The organism is Rhodoplanes elegans (assembly GCF_016653355.1).
Lineage (GTDB): Bacteria > Pseudomonadota > Alphaproteobacteria > Rhizobiales > Xanthobacteraceae > Rhodoplanes > Rhodoplanes elegans.
Map to the genome: position 1 here is coordinate 1 of NZ_NHSK01000225.1, position 17,157 is coordinate 17,157.

The window sequence follows — 17,157 nt, forward strand, 5'->3', positions numbered from 1 at the left end:
GCCCGCCCCGGACGCCGCCCCCCAACGGGCGGCGAGCCGGCGCGACGTCGGCGTGGCGCTCGCCTGCGGCGTCTTCGTCGGCCTGATGGTCGGGGCGGCGTACGCGGCCGTGCCGCTCTACGACTGGTTCTGCCGCGTCACCGGCTTCGGGGGCACCACGCAGGTCGCCGCCGCGGCGCCGCACGCGATTCTCGACCGCCGCATCACGGTGCGGTTCGACGCCAACATCGCCCGTGGGCTGCCGTGGCGGTTCGAGCCGGAGCAGACCAAGGTCGAGGTGAAGCTCGGCGAGGTGGTCACCATCTACTACGCCGTCACCAATCTGGCGGCGCGCGAGACGACGGGCACCGCCTCCTACAACGTCGCGCCGACCACCACGGGCGCGTACTTCTCCAAGATCGAGTGCTTCTGCTTCACCGAGCAGGTGTTCAAGCCGGGCGAGCGGCGCGAGATGGCGGTGGTGTTCTTCGTCGATCCCAAGCTCGCCGCCGACGCCGACCAGGACGATCTCGACACCATCACGCTGTCCTACACGTTCTACCCGACCCGCACGCCGGCGACGGCGCGCGCGAGCGGCTCCTGACCGACGATCCGCGCGCGCGATGCGCCGCGGCCCCCGCACGACCGACGGAGACCACCATGGCCGAGGCCCACGCCAAGCAGCACGACTATCACCTGGTCGATCCGAGCCCGTGGCCGGCGCTCGGCTCGCTCGCCGCCTTCGTCATGGCGGTCGGCGCCATCTTCTGGATGCACAACTCCTTTGCCGCGGCGCCGTGGGTGTTCGCGGTCGGGGCCGCCGGCGTGCTCGCCGTGATGGCCGGCTGGTGGCGCGACGTGATCAGGGAGGCCGAGCACGGCGGCTTCCACTCCAAGGTGGTGCAGATCTCGCACCGCTACGGCATGATCCTGTTCATCGCCTCCGAGGTGATGTTCTTCGTCGCCTGGTTCTGGGCCTACTTCACGGTCGCGCTGTTCCCCGACCAGGCCAACATGGTGGCCCGCACCGAGCTGCTCGGCGGGGTGTGGCCGCCGAAGGGCATCGAGACCTTCGACCCCTGGCACCTGCCGCTCCTCAACACGCTCATCCTGCTCACCTCGGGCACGACCGTGACCTGGGCCCACCACGCGCTCCTGCACGGCGACCGCGAGGGTCTCAAGTGGGGCCTGATCTGCACGGTCGCGCTCGGCCTCACCTTCACGATGGTACAGGGCTTCGAGTACGCGCACGCCCACTTCGCCTTCTCGGGCAACATCTACGGCGCGACGTTCTTCATGGCGACCGGCTTCCACGGCGCCCACGTGATCATCGGCACGATCTTCCTGATCGTCTGCCTGTTCCGGGCGCTGGCCGGCCACTTCACGCCGACCCAGCATCTCGGCTTCGAGTTCGCCGCCTGGTACTGGCACTTCGTCGACGTGGTGTGGCTGTTCCTGTTCGCCTGCATCTATGTGTGGGGAGCGGGCGCGGCGGCCGCGCATTGACCCGGATGGCATCTCATTCGGGTGGTCATTCCGGGGCGGCGCCATCGGGTCCGGCCTTCGGCCGGCCCGACGACAGGCTCCGCGCCGAACCCGGAATCCGACCCCGACTACAGAACTTGCCGCTGGATTCCCGGTTCGCAGCTTCGCTGCGCCCGCGAATGACAGAGGGCTTATCAACCGGAACAGTATGACCGGAATGGACCAGCGCACCGACCCTCCGCAGCACGTGCACCCGGCCGTCACGAATCCGCTGGCGGCGGGCCTGCGCGGCCGCTGCCCGCGCTGCGGCGAGGGACATCTGTTCTCCGGCTTCCTCACGGTGCGGCCGCGTTGCGAGGTGTGCGGGCTCGACCTCGCCTTCATCGACTCGGGTGACGGGCCGGCCTTCTTCGTGATGTCGTTCTCGGGCTTCGTCGTCGTCGCCGCCGCGCTGATCACCGAGATCGTGTATCAGCCGCCGTTCTGGCTGCACGCCGTGCTGTGGCTGCCCTTGATCCTGATCACCACGCTGGCGCCGTTGCGCCCGTCCAAGGGGCTGATGATCGCGCTGCAGTATCGCCACAAGGCGGAGGAGGGGCGGTTCGGCCCCGGAGACGCGTCGTGACGGCGCGCTCCACCGCGCTTCCCGCGCCCTCGCCGCTGCGGCGGCTGCTGGTGCCGGGCTTGGTGTCGCTCGTCGGCGTCGCGATCCTGATCGGGCTCGGCGTCTGGCAGCTCGAGCGGATGGCGTGGAAGCGCGCCTTGATCGCGACGCTGACCGAGCGGCTCGCTGCCGACCCCGTTCCCCTGCCGCCGCCGGCGGCGTGGCCCGGGCTCTCGCGCGAGGCGAACGAGTTCCGCCGCGTGCGGGTCTCCGGCACGTTCCGGCACGACAAGGAGGCGCTGGTCTACGCGATCGGCTCCGGCTCCCGCACGGCGCCGACCGGCCTGGGCTACCGGGTGTTCACGCCGCTCGTGCTCGCCGGCGGCGAAACCGTATTGGTCGACCGCGGCTTCGTCCCCGACGCCGACAAGGCGCCGGAGACGCGGGCCGCCGGCCAGGTGATGGGTCCGGTCGAGATCGTCGCGCTGCTGCGCTGGCCGGAGGCCCGGCCGACCTTCGCGCCCGCCGACGATCCCGGCCGCAACATCTGGTTCGCCCGCGATCCGGCGGCGATCGCCGCCGTGAAGGGCCTCACCATTCCGGCCTTCTATCTCGACCTGGAGACGCCGGCGCCGCCCGGCGGCCTGCCGCGCCCCGTGCTGCTGCGGCCGAACCTGCCCGACAACCACCTGCAATACGCCATCACCTGGTTCAGCTTGGCCCTAGCGCTCGCCGCCATCTTTTTCGTGTGGGCGTTCGGACGGCGGAAAGCCGATAGCCAGTAGGGTGGGCATCGGCGCGTCGCGCCGTTGCCCACGCGGGTCTGCACCCCTGGAGATCGAGGGGACGGCGCGGGCCTGCGGCGCAGGCCCGCTCTACCGGGTCGGTGCCGCCTAAAAATCCTTCAGGAGCCGCTCGATGTAGTCGAGTTCCACGGGCGGCCGCAGCGGGTCGGCGAAGCGGCGGCGCAGCTCCTCGAGGATTCGCCGCGCGCGCTGCACGTCGATCTCGCCCGGCACCTTCACGGTGGTGTCGTCGCCGTAGTCACGGCCGCGCAACGGCCGGCCGAGCGGATCGGTGTCCTGCTGGGCCCGCGCCTGGCCGCGGCCCGGCTGGCCGGGACCCGGCCCCTGGCCCATCTGCTGCTGGAGCTGCTGGGCGAGCCCCTGGGCGCCCTTGCGGAGCGCGTCGAGGGCGCGGCCCTGGCTGTCGACGGCGCCGTCGGCATTGCCCTGGCCGAGCTCGCCGGTGGCGTCGCCCATCGACTCCTCGGCGCGGCCGAACTGGTCGCCGCCGGGCTGATCGCCGCCCTGGTCGCCCTTGCCGTCCTGCGGCTGGCCGAAGCCCTTCTGCTTGAGCTGCTCCATCAGCTTCTTGAGCTGGTCGCGCAGCGCCTGCTGGTTCTGCTGGAGCTGGCTGTAGTCGCCCGGATCGCCCGGCTGCTCGCCCTCCGGCGGCTGGCCGCGGCGGCCGCGCTGGCCCCGCTGCCCGCGCTGGTCCTGCCCCTGCTGGAAGGTGCGGTCCCGCAGCTGCTGCTGCTTGCGGATCATGTCGCCGAGCTCGTCGAGCGCCTGCATCATCTCGTCGTCCATGTCGCCCTGCTGGCCGGGGCGGGCCATCTGCAGGTTCTCCATCATGGACTGGAGCTGGTCGAGCAGCGCGCGGGCGGCGTCGCGGGCGCCGGAGCGGGCGAGCTGCTCCAGCCGGTCGAGCATGCTCTGCAGATCCTGCGAGCGAAGCTCTCGGGTGTTGCGGTCGAGCGGCCGCGCCATCTGCGGGTTCTTGCGGAGCTCCTCGGCGAGCGCCTGCATGAACTGCTGCATGGCGGCGCGCAGCTCCTCCATCAGCTTCTTGATCTCCTCCTCGCTGGCGCCACGCTCCAGCGCCTGGCGCAGCGCCTCCTGGGCGTTGCGCAGTCGCTGCTCGGCGTCGGAGACGGTGCCGTCCTCGATCTGCGTCGCCATCGCCCACAGCTCGCGGACGACGTCGCGGAGCTGCTCGTCGGACTTGGCGCGGACCAGCGTGTAGAAGATCGAGCGCAGGCCGACATAGGTGCCGGCCTCGGGCGTGAAGCGGTCGGGCGCGATGGCGAGTGCGTCGAGGGCCACCGCGACGGTGTCGCGGCGATCGGCGTCGAGCGCCAGGATGCGGCGCTGCTCGATCAGGGCGCGGGCGAGCGGCTTGACGAACAGTCGCTCCGGCAGCCGCAGATCGATGGGCGCGCTGCGGCCCTCGTTGCCCGCCTCGTCCTTGGCCGTGAGGGTGAGCGTCACCTCGGCGCCGGCCCACGGGTTCTCGGTGAAGTCCTTGGTGGTCTGGCCGACCCCCGCGCGGGTGCGGGCCTGCGGCAGCGACAGGGGCGTCTCCGGCGGGTCGAACAGCGGCCGCGGGGCGGCGTCGGGCGGGGTGGACACGCCCGGCTGGGCGGCCGGCGGCTTCGCCGCGACGGTGGCGCGCGCCTCCACCACCCCGTAGTCGTCGTCGACCTTGTAGGTGAGCTGCAGGGCGCCGCGCGCCTGCGGCTCTGGATCCTTGGTGAGCGCGATGGTCGGCGCCCGGTCGGGCGTCGCGACGAAGCTCCAGGCGAGGTCGTGGCCGGTGCCCCGCACCGTCGCGGTGCCGCGCTCCTTCACGGTGAAGCGTCGCTCCTCGGCGCCGGCCGGGGGCTTCACGGCGGCGTCGGGCGCCGCCTCGACGAGCCCGCCCGTCACCGAGACGTCGAGCCCGGACTGGCCGCTCGCCCGAATCACCAGGACGCTGCCGGCCGGAACCGTCACGGCAGCCGGGATGCCGGCCTGAGCCGTCTCGCCGGGGCGGACGCCGGGCAGGATGACGGGCGCCCGGCCCGTGTAGACGGGCGGCGACACCCAGGCGTCGAGCCGGTAGTTGGTCGGGACGACGGCACTGTGCCAGTCGAATGCCGCGGCGATCCGCCGCATCCGGTCGCCTCCGGCCGAGACGAAGGACACGGCGACGAGCAGCAGCACCAGCATGCGCACCGCGACCGGGTCACGCGCCGCGAGCCGCGGCGCCGGCAGGCCGACCTTGAGAGACCGGGCGGCGGCGAGCGACCGCTCGACATGGGCGCGCCACAGCGCCAGCGCCCAGGGATCCTCGGCCGGGGTGGCGATGGTGTCGACCGCGGCGGTCGCCGGCCGGTGGACGAGGCCCGAATCGCGGTCGAGCCGGGACAGCCCGGTCGTCCGCCCCGGGAAGCGCAGCCGCACCAGCGGCACCAGGGCGGCGATCAGCAGGCCCGCGAACGCGAGGAGCCCGACCGCCCGGCCGACCGGCGGCAGCCACAGCCACAGCCCGAGCCAGGAGGCGGCGACGAAGCCGCCCAGAACGGTCGCGACGAGGGCGAGGCCCGGCCACAACCGCTCCCAGAACACCACCCAGCGGGCCCGCATCAGCGCCGCGCCGAGCACATCGGTCGAGGCAGACGCGGTGGACGCGGGCTTGTCTGTCGCGGACCTGTGGGGCGCGGGCTTCTCGGGGGCGCGGGTCTGGTCGCTCAAGCGGCTCTCCGGGGGTGTCGCCATTCGGCTATAACACGCGACGGTCGGTCCTGGCATGCCGGCACGGCCGAAATGCGTCGGACCAGGCGGCCGATCACGCCATTGTCAGGCTTTGCCGAGCACGGTCAGGCAAGTTCCGCGCCGGGAAGGGTGCGCCTCAAGCTGTTTCGGCAATGTAGGCGGCCACGAGTTGCGCAAGATCGCCAAAGGTCAGTTCGTCCGGGACGAGACGACGCCGGCGGCAGATGGTCGGCAACCACCGCAGAAACCTGGTGAACTCGACGGCGATCGCGCGCCCGCCGGGGACTTTCGTGTCCCGGCTTTGATCGCGGAGCCACCCCGCCAGTTCCACGATCAATCGTCTGGGGTCGTTTCCGTGAGCATGGATGTCCTGGCCGGCGATGTCGGAAACGAACTTCTGGTAGCGATATCGTTCCGTATCGAAGATCGTGCAGCGTTTCGCGCCCTGGTCCTCGCCGAACTTCTTGGCTCCGATGAAGAGCCCCAGCTCCAATGGCATGTTGAAGCGGGGAAGTCTGCTGCTTCGATCCAGGCTGGTCCGTGAGATGTCGTGAACGCCGTATCGGCACTCGGCTATGATCTTGCAGATTTTCTCAAGGCGGTTCTCTGAGGCGTCGTCGACTTCCAGGGCGCACCGGGGTTGGAACCCGGATCGCTTGACCGTGAAAATCGTCGCCCGAAAAAGATCACGATAAGCGGCGTCGAAAGGACAATTGATGAAGACATTCCGGTTGGTCGAGGCCATCCGGATCCTCGCGCTATTCCTTACCGAGCACCTGGCGAATGGTTCGCCGGATCTCGGCGGGCGTGAAATGAGTGGGGTCGACGACGGGGCCGAGAATCGAGACGCCGTCGCGAGTCTTGCCGATGATCTCGTACTTTTTCGTCCGGGTGTTCTTCAGCGCCGGCTTCGACGCGGCCGCACGTTTCGGCGCCGTGGCGGTCGCCGGCCGCTTCTTCCCCGCACTGGGCCCGTACGGCTTGGCAGAACTCGCTTTCGTCATGGCGAAAGTATCGGCGAGCCGATCGAAAAATACAACGTCATCGGGCGTCACAACCACCCGGGCATCCGGTCCAGCGCGATGATGTCCGCGATCGACGGGCGGGGGCGCACCACGGCCCAGTCGGCGCCGTTCACCAGCACCTCCGGGACCAGCGGTCGGGTGTTGTAGGTGCCGGCCTGCACGGCCCCGTAGGCGCCGGCCGACATCACGGCGATCAGGTCGCCCGGCTTCGGCTCGGGCAGGGTGCGGTCGAGCGCCAGGAAGTCGCCGGACTCGCAGACCGGGCCGACCACGTCGGCGACGATCTGCGGCGTCCCCGCGGCCGGGACGACGACCGGGCGGAGCGCGTGGAACGCGTCGTAGAGGGTCGGGCGCACCAGGTCGTTCATGGCGGCGTCGACGATCACGAAGGTCTTCGCCTCGCCGCGCTTCACGTAGATCACCCGGGTCACCAGGATGCCGGCATTGCCGACCAGGAGCCGGCCCGGCTCGAACAGCAGCCGGCAGCCGAGGTCGCGGGTCGCCTCCTTCACCACGGCCGCATAGGCCTCCGGATGCGGCGGCTCGTCGTCGCTCTCGTCGTAGGGAATGCCGAGCCCGCCGCCGAAGTCGATATGCGTGATCGCGTGCCCGTCGGACCGCAGGGTGCGGACGAAGTCGGCCAGGAGCGCGAAGGCGTCGCGGAACGGGCCGAGCGCCGTGATCTGGCTTCCGATATGCATGTCGACGCCCTCGACGTGGACGCCCGGCAGTGCGGCCGCCCGGGCGTAGACCTCGCGGGCGCGAGAGATCGGGATGCCGAACTTGTTCTCGGCCTTGCCGGTCGAGATCTTCTCGTGCGTGCCGGCGTCGACGTCGGGGTTGACGCGCAGCGAGATGCCGGCCCGCGTGCCCTTCGCCGCGGCGATGGCGGACAGCAGCTCCAGCTCGGGCTCGGACTCGACATTGACGCATAGGATGCCGGTATCGACGGCGAGCGCGAGTTCCTCCGCGGTCTTGCCGACGCCCGAGAACATGATCTTGTCCGGCGGGATGCCGGCCGCCAGCGCGCGCTTCAGCTCGCCGCCCGAGACCACGTCGGCGCCGGCGCCGAGGGCGGCCAGCGTGCGGATCACGGCCTGGTTGGAGTTCGCCTTCATGGCGTAGCAGATGGTCGCCGGAACGTCGGCGAAGGCCTCGGCGAACACCCGGTAGTGCCGGGTCAGCGTGGCCGTCGAGTAGCAGTAGAACGGCGTTCCGATAGCCTCGGCGATGCGGACGAGATCGACCGCCTCGGCGTGCAGCACGCCGTCGCGATACTGGAAATGGTGCATGGGCGCCTCGGACGGGAGCGGGCTCGGCGCAGCATGATGTCGCCGCGCCCCTCCGGCGGGCCGGAGCGGGTGTCGCGACGTGCAGGCGCAGCGGCAGCGTTTAGGACAAAGCAGCTCAGTTGAGAAGCGGGTCGAGCGGGAAACGCCGGTCCTTCGCCGGCGGCAGCGTCATTTGCTGCTGCTGCGGCGTCAGGTCCGGCATCAGGCCGGACGGCGACCGCCATCCCTGCTGCTGCTGCTCGGCCGGAGGCGCCGGCGCGGCCTGGGCGGAGGGCGGGGGGTCGAGCGCGCTCTTGCGGCCGCAGCCGGTCAGGCCGAGTGCTCCGGCCAAGGCCACGATCGTCAGCACCCTGATCACGCGCGTACGGCTCACGAGCCTGTCGCCCCCCATCGAACCCACTCCGTGCGACGAGCCATTCCATCCGCGCGGCCACGGCCGCGCGCCGGCGGACGCCGGTCACCACGCTCGACCCTACAGCAAGTGGACGCCAAATTGGGCCTTTTCGGGTGGCCGATGTGCTTTTCGCCGCGACCGTGTGATCCGTGCATCAGCCCGGCCCGCGACACCCGGTGCCGGAACCGCCTCGGCGGCCTGCGGTTGTCCCTCCGCAACCGCTTCGACCCTGTAAGCTCTTGAGGAGGCAACCAAATGCCGTCGACCACCAAGCTGTTCCGCGCCGGGGTGCTGGCCCTGGGCGTCACCGCCCTCGCCATGCCGGCGTTCGCCCAGACCGGCAATCCGGCCAACCCGACCGGCACCGAGACCCCGAACAACGTCCCGCCGAAGGGCAATATCGGCACCAGCGGCGCGACCGGAGGCGTCGGTCAGCCGGGCATGGCACCGGGCGCCCCGATGGGCACCACCGGCGCCGGCGGGGCCGACTCGCTCGGCGATTCGCGGCGTCCGAGCACCATGCCGCCGACGTCGAGCGGCGTCCCGGCCGAGAACCTCGGGGCCCGCGGCTCGAACGCGCCGAGCGCCGTGCCGAATCCGGGTCCGAAGGGCAACATCGGCGGCAACTGATCGCGCTGATCGGCGCATGGCGCGACGCCCTCGACGGGCGTTCGCTGCCGGCGTTGCCCCGATCACGACAGCCGACGCGAGGCCGGCCCCGGAGCGATCCGGGTGCCGGCCTCGGCGTCTTCAGAACCGGGCGTTCGGGGACGGTCGACGGTCCGAGGTCATCGCGCAGCCTCGGTCCCGAGCCGTGCCAGCCACGTCTCGGCCTGCGCCCGGACATTGGCGGGCGCCGTGCCGCCGTAGCTGGCGCGGCTCTTCACTGCGCTGTCGACGGTCAGCACGTCGAACACCGCCGCGGTGATGCGCGGCTCGACGCCCTGCATGGTCGCGAGCGGCAACTCGGCGATGTCGACGCCGGCCTTCTCGGCGGCCTGGACGATCCGGCCGGTGACGTGGTGGGCGTCGCGGAACGGCATGCCGAGGATCCGCACCAGCCAGTCGGCCAGGTCGGTCGCGGTGGCGTAGCCGCTGCCGGCAGCCGCCCGCATGCGGGCCGTGTCGGGAGTCATGTCGCGCACCATGCCGGCCATGGCGACGAGCGACAGCTCGAGCGCCGCGAAGGCGTCCATGGCGCCTTCCTTGTCCTCCTGCATGTCCTTCTGATAGGCGAGCGGCAGCCCCTTCATCACCATCAGGAGCGCGATCAGCGACCCGCAGATGCGGCCGGTCTTGGCCCGCACCAGCTCGGCGGCGTCCGGGTTGCGCTTCTGCGGCATGATCGACGAGCCGGTCGTGAAGGCGTCGGTGAGCTTCAGGAAGCCGACCAGGGGCGACGTCCAGATCACGATCTCTTCGGCGAAACGCGACAGATGCACGGACGTGATCGCCGCGGCCGCGAGGGTTTCCAGCACGAAGTCGCGATCCGACACGGCATCGAGCGAGTTCGCGGTGGGCCGCGAAAAACCGAGCGCCGCCGCGGTCTTGTGACGGTCGAGCGGGAACGACGTGCCGGCCAGCGCGGCCGAGCCGAGCGGGCATTCGTTCAGCCGCGCGCGCGCGTCGGCGAAGCGGCCGCGGTCGCGTCCGGCCATCTCGACATAGGCGAGCAGATGGTGGCCGAAGGTGACCGGCTGCGCGGTCTGCAGATGGGTGAAGCCCGGCATCACGGTGTCGGCATGCGCCAGCGCCTTCTCGGCGAGCGCCTGCTGATAGTCGGCGAGCAGCGCGTCGATGCCGTCGATCGTGTCGCGGACCCACAGCTTGAAGTCGGTCGCCACCTGGTCGTTGCGCGAGCGTGCGGTGTGCAGCCGGCCCGCCGGCTCGCCGATCAGCGTCTTCAGCCGCGACTCGACGTTCATGTGGATGTCTTCGAGGGCGCGCGAGAATTCGAACGTGCCCGCCTCGATCTCGGCCAGCACGGCGTCCAGCCCCTTCGCGATGGCCTCCGCGTCGGCCGCCGAAATGATGCCCTGATCTGCGAGCATCCCCGCATGCGCCTTGCTCGCGGCGATGTCCTGCCGGTACAGCTCACGGTCGAAGTCGATCGACGCGTTGATCTCGGCCATGATCGCGGCGGGCTCGCTTTCGAACCGGCCGCCCCACATCTTGTTGCTCATCCCGCGTCCCTGAAGTGTCCGACCTGAGAGTGTCCGAAGCAGTGTTCGCCCATGGCCGATGATCCCGTGACGACCCCGCCCGAGACCACGGCCGCCGCCGCGCCGCGCCGGTCGCGGCGGACGATGCTCGTCGCCCTCGCGCTCGGCGCCGCCGTGGCGGTCGGTGCCGGGGCGGTATACGGCCTGTCGGGTTTGGGGCGCAATCCGCAGGCCGCGGCCTGCGGTCCGGCGCTCGATCTCGCCAAGCGCATCGCGCCGCTCGCCAAGGGCGAGGTGGCGGCCGTGGCGGTCGCCGACACGCCGCGCACCCTGCAGCACCTCGCCTTCACCGACGGAACGGGGACGCCAAAGACGCTCGCCGACTGGCGAGGCCGGACCGTGCTCCTCAACCTGTGGGCGACCTGGTGCGTGCCGTGCCGCAAGGAGATGCCGGCGCTCGACGCGCTGCAGCGCCAGGCCGGGAACGAGACGTTCGAGGTGGTCGCCGTCAACGTCGACACCCGCAATCCCGACAAGCCGCGCGCCTGGCTGAAGGAGGTCGGGATCGACGGTCTCGCCTATTACGCCGATCCGAGCGGCAAGATCCTGCGCGAGATCGGCGCCTTCGGCCTGCCGGCGACCGTGCTGGTCGATCCGGCGGGCTGCACGGTGGCGACGCTGGCGGGGCCCGCCGAATGGGCGAGCCCCGACGCGCTCGCCCTGGTGACGGCGGCGCTGGCGCGGTGACGCACCGCACCGCCGAGCGCGGGCCCGTGGTTGTCGGTCAGTAGATCAGCACGGGTGCCTTGCCGATCAGGCTGCGGTCGTCGATCTCGCGGACCAGGAAGTCGGCCACGTCCTCGCGCGAGACGAGCCCGTTGCGCCACTCCTTCTTGTCGACGAGGACTCGATACTCGCGGGTCTTGTGACCGTTGGTCAGCACCCCGGGGCGGGCGATCGTCCAGTCGAGCCCGCTCTCCTTGATCAGCTTCTCCTGCCGGCTCTTGTCGTCGTAGGCGCGGCCGAAGACCAGCACGAACGGGCCGTACTGGAGCAGGTTGATGCTGCTGCGGCTCTCGCCCGCCCCGAAGCCGGTGACGGAGATCAGCCGGCGCACCCCGTGCTTCTGCATGGCGGCGACGAGATGCCGGGTCGAGTCGGAGAACAGCCGCACCGGCCCGATCATGTCGGAGAGCCCGATGCCGAGCGTCTGGATCACCACGTCGACCCCCTCGACGGCCGCGTCGAGGTCGGCGGCCTTGAGGGCGTTGCCCTTGACGATCTCGAGCCGCTGATCGGCCTTGATCCGCGGCGCCGAGCGGGCGAAGGCCCGCACCTGGTGCCCGGCGGCGAGCGCCTGAAGCGTGGTTTCGAAGCCGATGCCCTTCGAGGCACCGACGATCAGGACACGAGCCATCCCAAAATTCCCTTTTGGACGCGACGGACCGGGCCGCGCGTCGAATGAGTCAACATCGGCGAACGAACGGGGAGGGTGGTCGGATCACACCGCGGCGCGAATGCCGGCGAACGCCGGCCCGATCCCGGGCCGAGGCCGCGAAGGCCGGAGGCCCGTCACCCGTTTCGGGTTCTCCTATCGCACAGATCGCGTGACGGGACCACGATCGTGCCGCGCGTCCCGCGCGAACTCCGCGGGACGTCGTAAACGCATGTCTCGAAAGGGATCAGGCGCGCGGCCGCATCCGGGCCGCCGCGTTCGTGGGCGCGGCCGAGGTCGGCGGGGCGGCTCCGGAAAGGCTCGGCCGGGACTTAAACGGAGATGTCGAGCGCGCGGCCGACGCCGGCCGCCACATTGGCGAGGCGCTGGCCGTTGTCGGCGGCCGCCTGCACCATGTCGGCGATGTCCTTCTCCTGCTGGGCGTTGACCTTCATCATCTTCGCCGTCATGGCGATCTGCGTCTCGCCGGCCTGTGCGCCGACGGCGGCGCCCGCGACTGCCGTGGTGTTCATCGCGTCCCTGCCTTCTCGTTGTGGGCGGCGTCGGCGTCGAGGCCGGGCCGCCGCGGCGGAGCGTGTCCGGCCGTCACGCCTTCATGTCGACCTTGGACTGGGTGATCTTCGCCTGCGTCGCCTCCATGACGCGGGCGGCCGCCTTCTGGGCGGCGATCTGCGACATGCCGTAGCCGTAGCTCGACGACGCGGAGGTGAGCGTGTCGCTGAAGGCTGCGAGATTGGACGCCACGTTGCTGTTGAACGCCTTCTGCTTCGCCCGCCAGTTGGTCACCTGCGAGTAGCCGGACGGCGTCGACACCCAGTTGAATTGCGACGAGATGATTCCCATCGGTCCGCTCCTCGGCGGGGATCCTAGGCCCCGCCGCGTTAACGAACCCTCACCAGGCGTGCGAAGATCGCGGGGCCGATCCGCTATTTCACCACGCCCGAGACGCAGCAGGGGCGCTTGCGCGGCGGCGGGATGCGGGTCTTGAGGTAGCAGCGCGGCGTCGGGCCGACATAGCCGGCGCGCAGGAACGTCCAGGCGCGGCAGCGGCTCTCGCCTTCGCAGGCCGCCTTGCAGACCTGCCAGGTCGCCTCGGCCGCGAGATCGAGCGTCTGGTAGTCGCCGCCGGCGCGGTCGATGCCGACCTCGCCGCCGCCGTCGTTGGTCTCGGTGACGCCGGCGCCCTTGACGCCGGAGGCACAGCACGGATCGGCCTTGGCGGCCTCCACCTGGGCCTTGAGGCGGCACACGGCGCCGCCTTCCGCGGTCGGATAGGCGAAGCTCCAGGCCCGGCAGCGGGCATCGCGCTCGCAGCGCGCCGCGCAGGCGGCCGGATCGGCGCTGCGGACCGGAAACGTCGTGTAGGCCGCGCCGCCGCGGTCGAAGCCGACCTGGGCGTGCGCCGTGCTCCATCCGGCCGGCAGGGGGGCCATGACGGTCACCAGGAGGACGATCACGAGGAGAGCGTGGCGAGGCAGCAGGGACAACGGAGCGGGGAGGCGGGACTCGTCCGACACTGTGCCTCGCGTCATCGTGGGTCGTCTCGTTCGAGGACCGCCCGTGGACCGGACCATGGTCGGCGAGATCTATCCGAAAATCCCACCTCCGAACAGGCGGGACCCGGGCGCGGCACCCGGCGCGGCGCTCGGCCGCCCGCGCGTCGCTCAGGCGGCGAGCGCCGCCACGGTCGCGCCGAGCAGGCCGATCAGATCGGCCGGCGTCAGCTCGACCTGGAGACCGCGCCGGCCGCCGTTGAGCACGACGGTCGCATGCGCGGTCGCCTCCTGCTCTACGAACACCCGCACCCGTTTCCTTTGGCCGAACGGCGAGATTCCGCCGACGTGATAGCCGGTGATCCGCTCCGCCTCGGCCGGCGGCAGCATCTCGGCGTGCTTGGCCCCGGCCGCGGCGGCGAGCTTCTTCAGCGAGACCTCGCGGTCGGAGGGCAGCACGACGCAGACCGGCTCGCGATCGGCGCGCGCCATCAAAGTCTTGAGCACGCGGCGAGGATCGAAGCCGAGCGCCTCGGCGGCCTGCAGGCCGATGCGCGGGGCGTCGGGATCGTAGTCGTACTCGTGCAGCGAGAAGCCGATTCCGGCCTTCTGCAGCGCCTGGGTGGCCGGCGTTCCCTTCGCCATGGCGGTGATCCCCGACGACGCGTGTCCGATCAGTAGGCGTATTCGTTGAACACCGGGTCGACCGAGCCGCCCCAGGCCCCGTGGAACTTCTCCAGGAGCTCCTCGGCCGGCGTGCGGCCGCGTTCGACGATGTCCTCGAGCGGCGCAAGGAAGCGGGTCTCGTCACGGCCCATCCAGTCCTGCTTCTCGCGCCGCGCCAGGCCGGCGCGGGCGAGCGCGACGGTCTCGCGCGCCAGGTCCAGGATGGTGCGGCCGGCGATCGTCGCCTTGAAGCCGAGCCGCGGCACCTGGTCCCGCAGGCTCTGCCGCTCCTCCGCGGTCCAGCCCTTCACGATCTCCCAAGCCGCGTCGAGATTGGCGTCGTCGTAGAGCAGGCCGACCCAGAAGGCCGGCAGCGCCGGCAGGCTGCGCCACGGCACCGCGTCGGAGCCGCGCATCTCCAGGTAGCGCTTGAGCCGCACCTCGGGGAAGATGGTGGAGATGTGGTTCGCCCAGTCCGACAGCGTCGCGCGCTCGCCCGGCAGCGCGTCGAGCGTGCCGGCGAGCAGGTCGCGGAAGGACTTCCCGGCGACGTCGATGTAGCGGTCGCCGCGCTTGACGAAATACATCGGCACGTCGAGCGCGTAGTCGACCCAGCGCTCGTAGCCCATGCCGGGCTCGAACGCCCACGGCAGCATGCCGGAGCGGTCGGCGTCGGTGTCGCGCCAGATCTCCGAGCGGAACGAGAGAAAGCCGTTCGGCTTGCCTTCGGTGAAGGGCGAGTTGGCGAACAGCGCGGTGGCGACCGGCTGCAGCGCGAGCGAGACACGCAGCTTCTTGACCATGTCGGCTTCGGACGAGAAGTCGAGATTGGTCTGCACCGTGCAGGTTCGGTACATCATGTCGAGGCCGAGCTTGCCGACCTTCGGCATGTAGCCCGTCATGATGCGGTAGCGGCCCTTCGGCATCACGGCGATCTCGGTGCGAGTCCAGGTCGGCGCCATGCCCAGCCCGAGAAAGCCGATGCCGAGCGGCGCTGCCACCTCGCGCAGCTGGGCGAGATGCGCCTGCAGCTCCGAGCAGGTCTGGTGGATGGTCACCTCGGGAGCGCCGGAAAGCTCGAACTGGCCCCCCGGCTCGAGCGAGATGGCGCCGCCCTTGGTCACGTCGACGAGCCCGATGATGTGCTCGCCTTCCATGATCGGCTCCCAGCCGAGGATCATCTGCATGCCCTCGAGCAGGGCACGGATGCCGCGCGGCCCCTCGTAGGGCAGCGGCTCGTGGCGGGCGATCGTGAACGGGAACTTTTCGTGCTCCGTGCCGATCCGGAACTTGTCCTTCGGCTTCTCGCCGGCCGCGAACCACGCGACGAGGTCGTCGCGCGACTGGAGCGGCGTCATATCGATCACGTCACGAGCCATGGAGCGGTCCGGTGGGGTTGGCGCGGCGACCTTACACACCCGGGGCGAAAGAGCAACGTGCCGGCGCTGCTCCCTTTTTCCGGCTTGCGGGCCGGCCCGGGCCGGCCCCGCGACGCCCGGTCTCTCGGGTAACCGCATTTCGGGTCGAGAATTTTTCCCGCCCCAAACTTGTGCTAGACGAACCCGGTCGAAGCGGGGCGGACAAGCGGAGCGGCGTACCGACGTGGCGCGTGCGAGACAGGACCGGTCTTCGTCAACTCGGTCGGCGGGCGGCACCCGCCCGGCGGCGCTCCTGTGCGTCCCGCGGATCCCGTGCGTCCCGCGGATCCTGCGCGCCGCGCGGCTGCGCGACGCCGCGCGGGCGGTCCGTCTGTCGCTGGCGCGCTGGACGCTCGTCGTGGCGGTGCCGCTGCTCGGCGGCTGCGCCCAGAATCTCGATCTCGGCATCCTCTACGCGGCGCCCGGCAAGTACGACTACCTGCGCTGCGAGGATCTTCCCGGCCGGCTCGCCGGCGCCATCGGCCGCGAGAAGCAGCTCTCCGACCTGATCGCCCGCGCCAACCAGGAGCCGAGCGGCGCGGTGGTCAGCTCCGCCGCCTACTCGGCCGACCTCGCCCAGGCCCGGGCCGAGCAGAAGCTCCTGCGCCAGACCGCGGTCGACAAGAATTGCGGCTCGATCGAGCCGCCGCCCCCCGGTGCCGCCCCGGCCCCCGCGCCGGCGACGGCGCCGCGGACGACGGGCCGACCGCCGACGCGGACGCAGTAGCGGTCGACGGCGTCAGGGCCTCGGTCCGTCAGTTCAGCGTAAAGGAAGCGCCGGCGACGACGCCGTAGTCGCTCACATCGGGCGCGCCCGTGAAGGCGGCGTTGATGCGCAACCGGTCGCTCACCGCGTAGCCGATGCCGACCGCCAGGCCCGCCTGGTCCTTGTAGTGGCCGAACGCGGCGGCGAGCGACGCCCTGCCGGGCCGGGGATCGTACTGCAAGCCGGTCGCCGCGAGCGCCAGGGCGGCGCCGGCCCGCGCCTCGCGCCGGGTGGCGGTCAGCTCGGTCTGCAGCCCTGCGATCTGCGACTGGAAGCCGGCGCTGACGCTGCTCAGCTGGCCGACCGTGGCGGCGTCGGTCGGGGCGACGCCGGCCGCCACATTGGTCAGGCGCCGCTCGTTGCCGGGCGATCCGAACGACACCGTGTTGGGCGCGCTCGCGAGGGATCCATGGCCGATCGCCACCGCGTTGGTCGCCCCGGCCACGACGCTCGCTCCGCGTCCGATCGCGGTCGCGCCGGCCGCCGCGGCGGTGCTCGCCTCGCCGAACGCGACGGCGTTCGTGCCGATCGCGATCGCGCCGTTGCCGATCGCCGTGTTGCCGACGGCGGCCACTTGCGCGCCGGCGCCGAGGACCACGGCATTGGCGAAGCCGTTGTCGCGGTCGGTGTCGCCAGCACGGCGTCGGGCGTGTCCAGCGCGGCCTTTGGCGCCGGCAGCACGGCGAGCGGCGACTCGAGCCTGGCGATGGGCGCCGGCGCGCTTGCCGACGGCACCGGCGGGCTGGCGCTCGGCAGCCTCGCGCAGGCGAACGGCACCAACGCGATCGCCATCGGCACCGGCGCGATCTCGGCCGCGAACGCCGTGGTGATCGGCCCCGCCGCCAGCGACAACGGCTTCGCCAATGCCGTGGTCCTCG

General features: G+C 71.3%; 20 protein-coding genes and 1 pseudogene. 8 read left to right on the forward strand and 13 right to left on the reverse strand.

All coding sequences use genetic code 11. The features are described from left to right. The 4 genes from CCR97_RS25550 to CCR97_RS25565 all read left to right on the forward strand — a co-directional run. Positions 1-583, forward strand: a 583-nt coding sequence (locus CCR97_RS25550) for a cytochrome c oxidase assembly protein (RefSeq protein ID WP_207199584.1), incomplete at its 5' end; no start/stop codon positions are given. Positions 584-639: 56 nt separating this feature from the next. Beyond that, positions 640-1,485, forward strand: coding sequence for a cytochrome c oxidase subunit 3 (locus tag CCR97_RS25555; protein WP_111357980.1), 846 nt, complete (start codon positions 640-642; stop codon positions 1,483-1,485). Positions 1,486-1,681: 196 nt separating this feature from the next. Continuing rightward, positions 1,682-2,089: a DUF983 domain-containing protein gene (locus tag CCR97_RS25560; RefSeq protein ID WP_111357979.1), complete on the forward strand. Its 408-nt coding sequence runs from the start codon at positions 1,682-1,684 to the stop codon at positions 2,087-2,089. Then, a complete protein-coding gene (locus tag CCR97_RS25565; protein WP_111357978.1) occupies positions 2,086-2,853 on the forward strand; it encodes an SURF1 family protein in 768 nt (255 codons plus the stop codon). Before CCR97_RS25560 ends, CCR97_RS25565 begins: the two co-directional genes overlap by 4 nt. 108 nt (positions 2,854-2,961) lie before the next feature. On the opposite strand, the gene CCR97_RS25570 is transcribed toward CCR97_RS25565, so the two are convergent. From CCR97_RS25570 to lptM, 5 genes are all read right to left on the reverse strand, one after another. Continuing rightward, complete coding sequence (locus CCR97_RS25570) at positions 2,962-5,478, reverse strand: TIGR02302 family protein (RefSeq protein WP_420826103.1); 2,517 nt, start codon at positions 5,476-5,478, stop codon at positions 2,962-2,964. A 265-nt stretch (positions 5,479-5,743) separates the two neighbouring features. Then, positions 5,744-6,352, reverse strand: a complete 609-nt coding sequence (locus CCR97_RS25575; RefSeq protein WP_111358006.1) for a hypothetical protein — start codon at positions 6,350-6,352, stop codon at positions 5,744-5,746. A gap of 13 nt (positions 6,353-6,365) precedes the next feature. Next, positions 6,366-6,668, reverse strand: a complete 303-nt coding sequence (locus CCR97_RS25580) for a hypothetical protein (protein ID WP_146618783.1) — start codon at positions 6,666-6,668, stop codon at positions 6,366-6,368. Next, a complete protein-coding gene (gene lysA, locus CCR97_RS25585) occupies positions 6,659-7,924 on the reverse strand; it encodes a diaminopimelate decarboxylase (RefSeq protein ID WP_111358008.1) in 1,266 nt (421 codons plus the stop codon). The genes CCR97_RS25580 and lysA overlap by 10 nt, the downstream gene beginning before the upstream one ends. 115 nt (positions 7,925-8,039) lie before the next feature. Continuing rightward, positions 8,040-8,297: an LPS translocon maturation chaperone LptM gene (lptM, locus tag CCR97_RS25590; RefSeq protein ID WP_245428957.1), complete on the reverse strand. Its 258-nt coding sequence runs from the start codon at positions 8,295-8,297 to the stop codon at positions 8,040-8,042. Between the two features lie 276 nt (positions 8,298-8,573). On the opposite strand from lptM, the gene CCR97_RS25595 reads away from it, so the two are divergent. Further along, complete coding sequence (locus CCR97_RS25595; RefSeq protein ID WP_111358010.1) at positions 8,574-8,948, forward strand: hypothetical protein; 375 nt, start codon at positions 8,574-8,576, stop codon at positions 8,946-8,948. Positions 8,949-9,106: 158 nt separating this feature from the next. On the opposite strand, the gene argH is transcribed toward CCR97_RS25595, so the two are convergent. Then, positions 9,107-10,501, reverse strand: a complete 1,395-nt coding sequence (gene argH, locus CCR97_RS25600) for an argininosuccinate lyase (RefSeq protein ID WP_201159998.1) — start codon at positions 10,499-10,501, stop codon at positions 9,107-9,109. A gap of 51 nt (positions 10,502-10,552) precedes the next feature. Here argH and tlpA point away from each other — a divergent pair, with 51 nt between their 5' ends. Next, positions 10,553-11,227, forward strand: coding sequence for a thiol:disulfide interchange protein TlpA (gene tlpA, locus CCR97_RS25605; RefSeq protein WP_111358011.1), 675 nt, complete (start codon positions 10,553-10,555; stop codon positions 11,225-11,227). Between the two features lie 37 nt (positions 11,228-11,264). Here the strand turns inward: tlpA and CCR97_RS25610 are convergent, their stop codons facing one another. The 6 genes from CCR97_RS25610 to CCR97_RS25635 all read right to left on the reverse strand — a co-directional run bounded on the left by CCR97_RS25610 (position 11,265) and on the right by CCR97_RS25635 (position 15,474). Then, positions 11,265-11,897, reverse strand: coding sequence for an NAD(P)-dependent oxidoreductase (locus tag CCR97_RS25610; protein WP_111358012.1), 633 nt, complete (start codon positions 11,895-11,897; stop codon positions 11,265-11,267). A 350-nt stretch (positions 11,898-12,247) separates the two neighbouring features. Then, the gene (locus CCR97_RS25615; RefSeq protein WP_111358013.1) at positions 12,248-12,448 is read right to left on the reverse strand and encodes a hypothetical protein; all 201 of its coding nucleotides are present in this window, start codon (positions 12,446-12,448) and stop codon (positions 12,248-12,250) included. Positions 12,449-12,521: 73 nt separating this feature from the next. Continuing rightward, positions 12,522-12,779 carry a hypothetical protein gene (locus tag CCR97_RS25620; RefSeq protein WP_111358014.1) on the reverse strand — a complete coding sequence of 86 codons (258 nt, stop codon included), beginning with the start codon at positions 12,777-12,779 and terminating at the stop codon, positions 12,522-12,524. Between the two features lie 83 nt (positions 12,780-12,862). Continuing rightward, on the reverse strand, positions 12,863-13,369 hold the full coding sequence (locus tag CCR97_RS25625; protein WP_244670663.1) for a PAN domain-containing protein: 507 nt from the start codon (positions 13,367-13,369) through the stop codon (positions 12,863-12,865). A gap of 231 nt (positions 13,370-13,600) precedes the next feature. Further along, the gene (gene ybaK, locus CCR97_RS25630) at positions 13,601-14,074 is read right to left on the reverse strand and encodes a Cys-tRNA(Pro) deacylase (protein WP_111358016.1); all 474 of its coding nucleotides are present in this window, start codon (positions 14,072-14,074) and stop codon (positions 13,601-13,603) included. A gap of 29 nt (positions 14,075-14,103) precedes the next feature. Continuing rightward, positions 14,104-15,474, reverse strand: a complete 1,371-nt coding sequence (locus CCR97_RS25635) for a glutamate--cysteine ligase (protein ID WP_111358017.1) — start codon at positions 15,472-15,474, stop codon at positions 14,104-14,106. Between the two features lie 223 nt (positions 15,475-15,697). Here CCR97_RS25635 and CCR97_RS25640 point away from each other — a divergent pair, with 223 nt between their 5' ends. After that, positions 15,698-16,240, forward strand: coding sequence for a hypothetical protein (locus CCR97_RS25640; RefSeq protein ID WP_201159999.1), 543 nt, complete (start codon positions 15,698-15,700; stop codon positions 16,238-16,240). Between the two features lie 28 nt (positions 16,241-16,268). On the opposite strand, the gene CCR97_RS32400 is transcribed toward CCR97_RS25640, so the two are convergent. Continuing rightward, the gene (locus CCR97_RS32400) at positions 16,269-16,853 is read right to left on the reverse strand and encodes a YadA-like family protein (RefSeq protein ID WP_338049137.1); all 585 of its coding nucleotides are present in this window, start codon (positions 16,851-16,853) and stop codon (positions 16,269-16,271) included. Between CCR97_RS32400 and CCR97_RS31910 the strand changes: the two are divergent. Then, positions 16,854-17,157 (forward strand): annotated as a pseudogene (locus CCR97_RS31910) (adhesin); the annotation flags it as partial.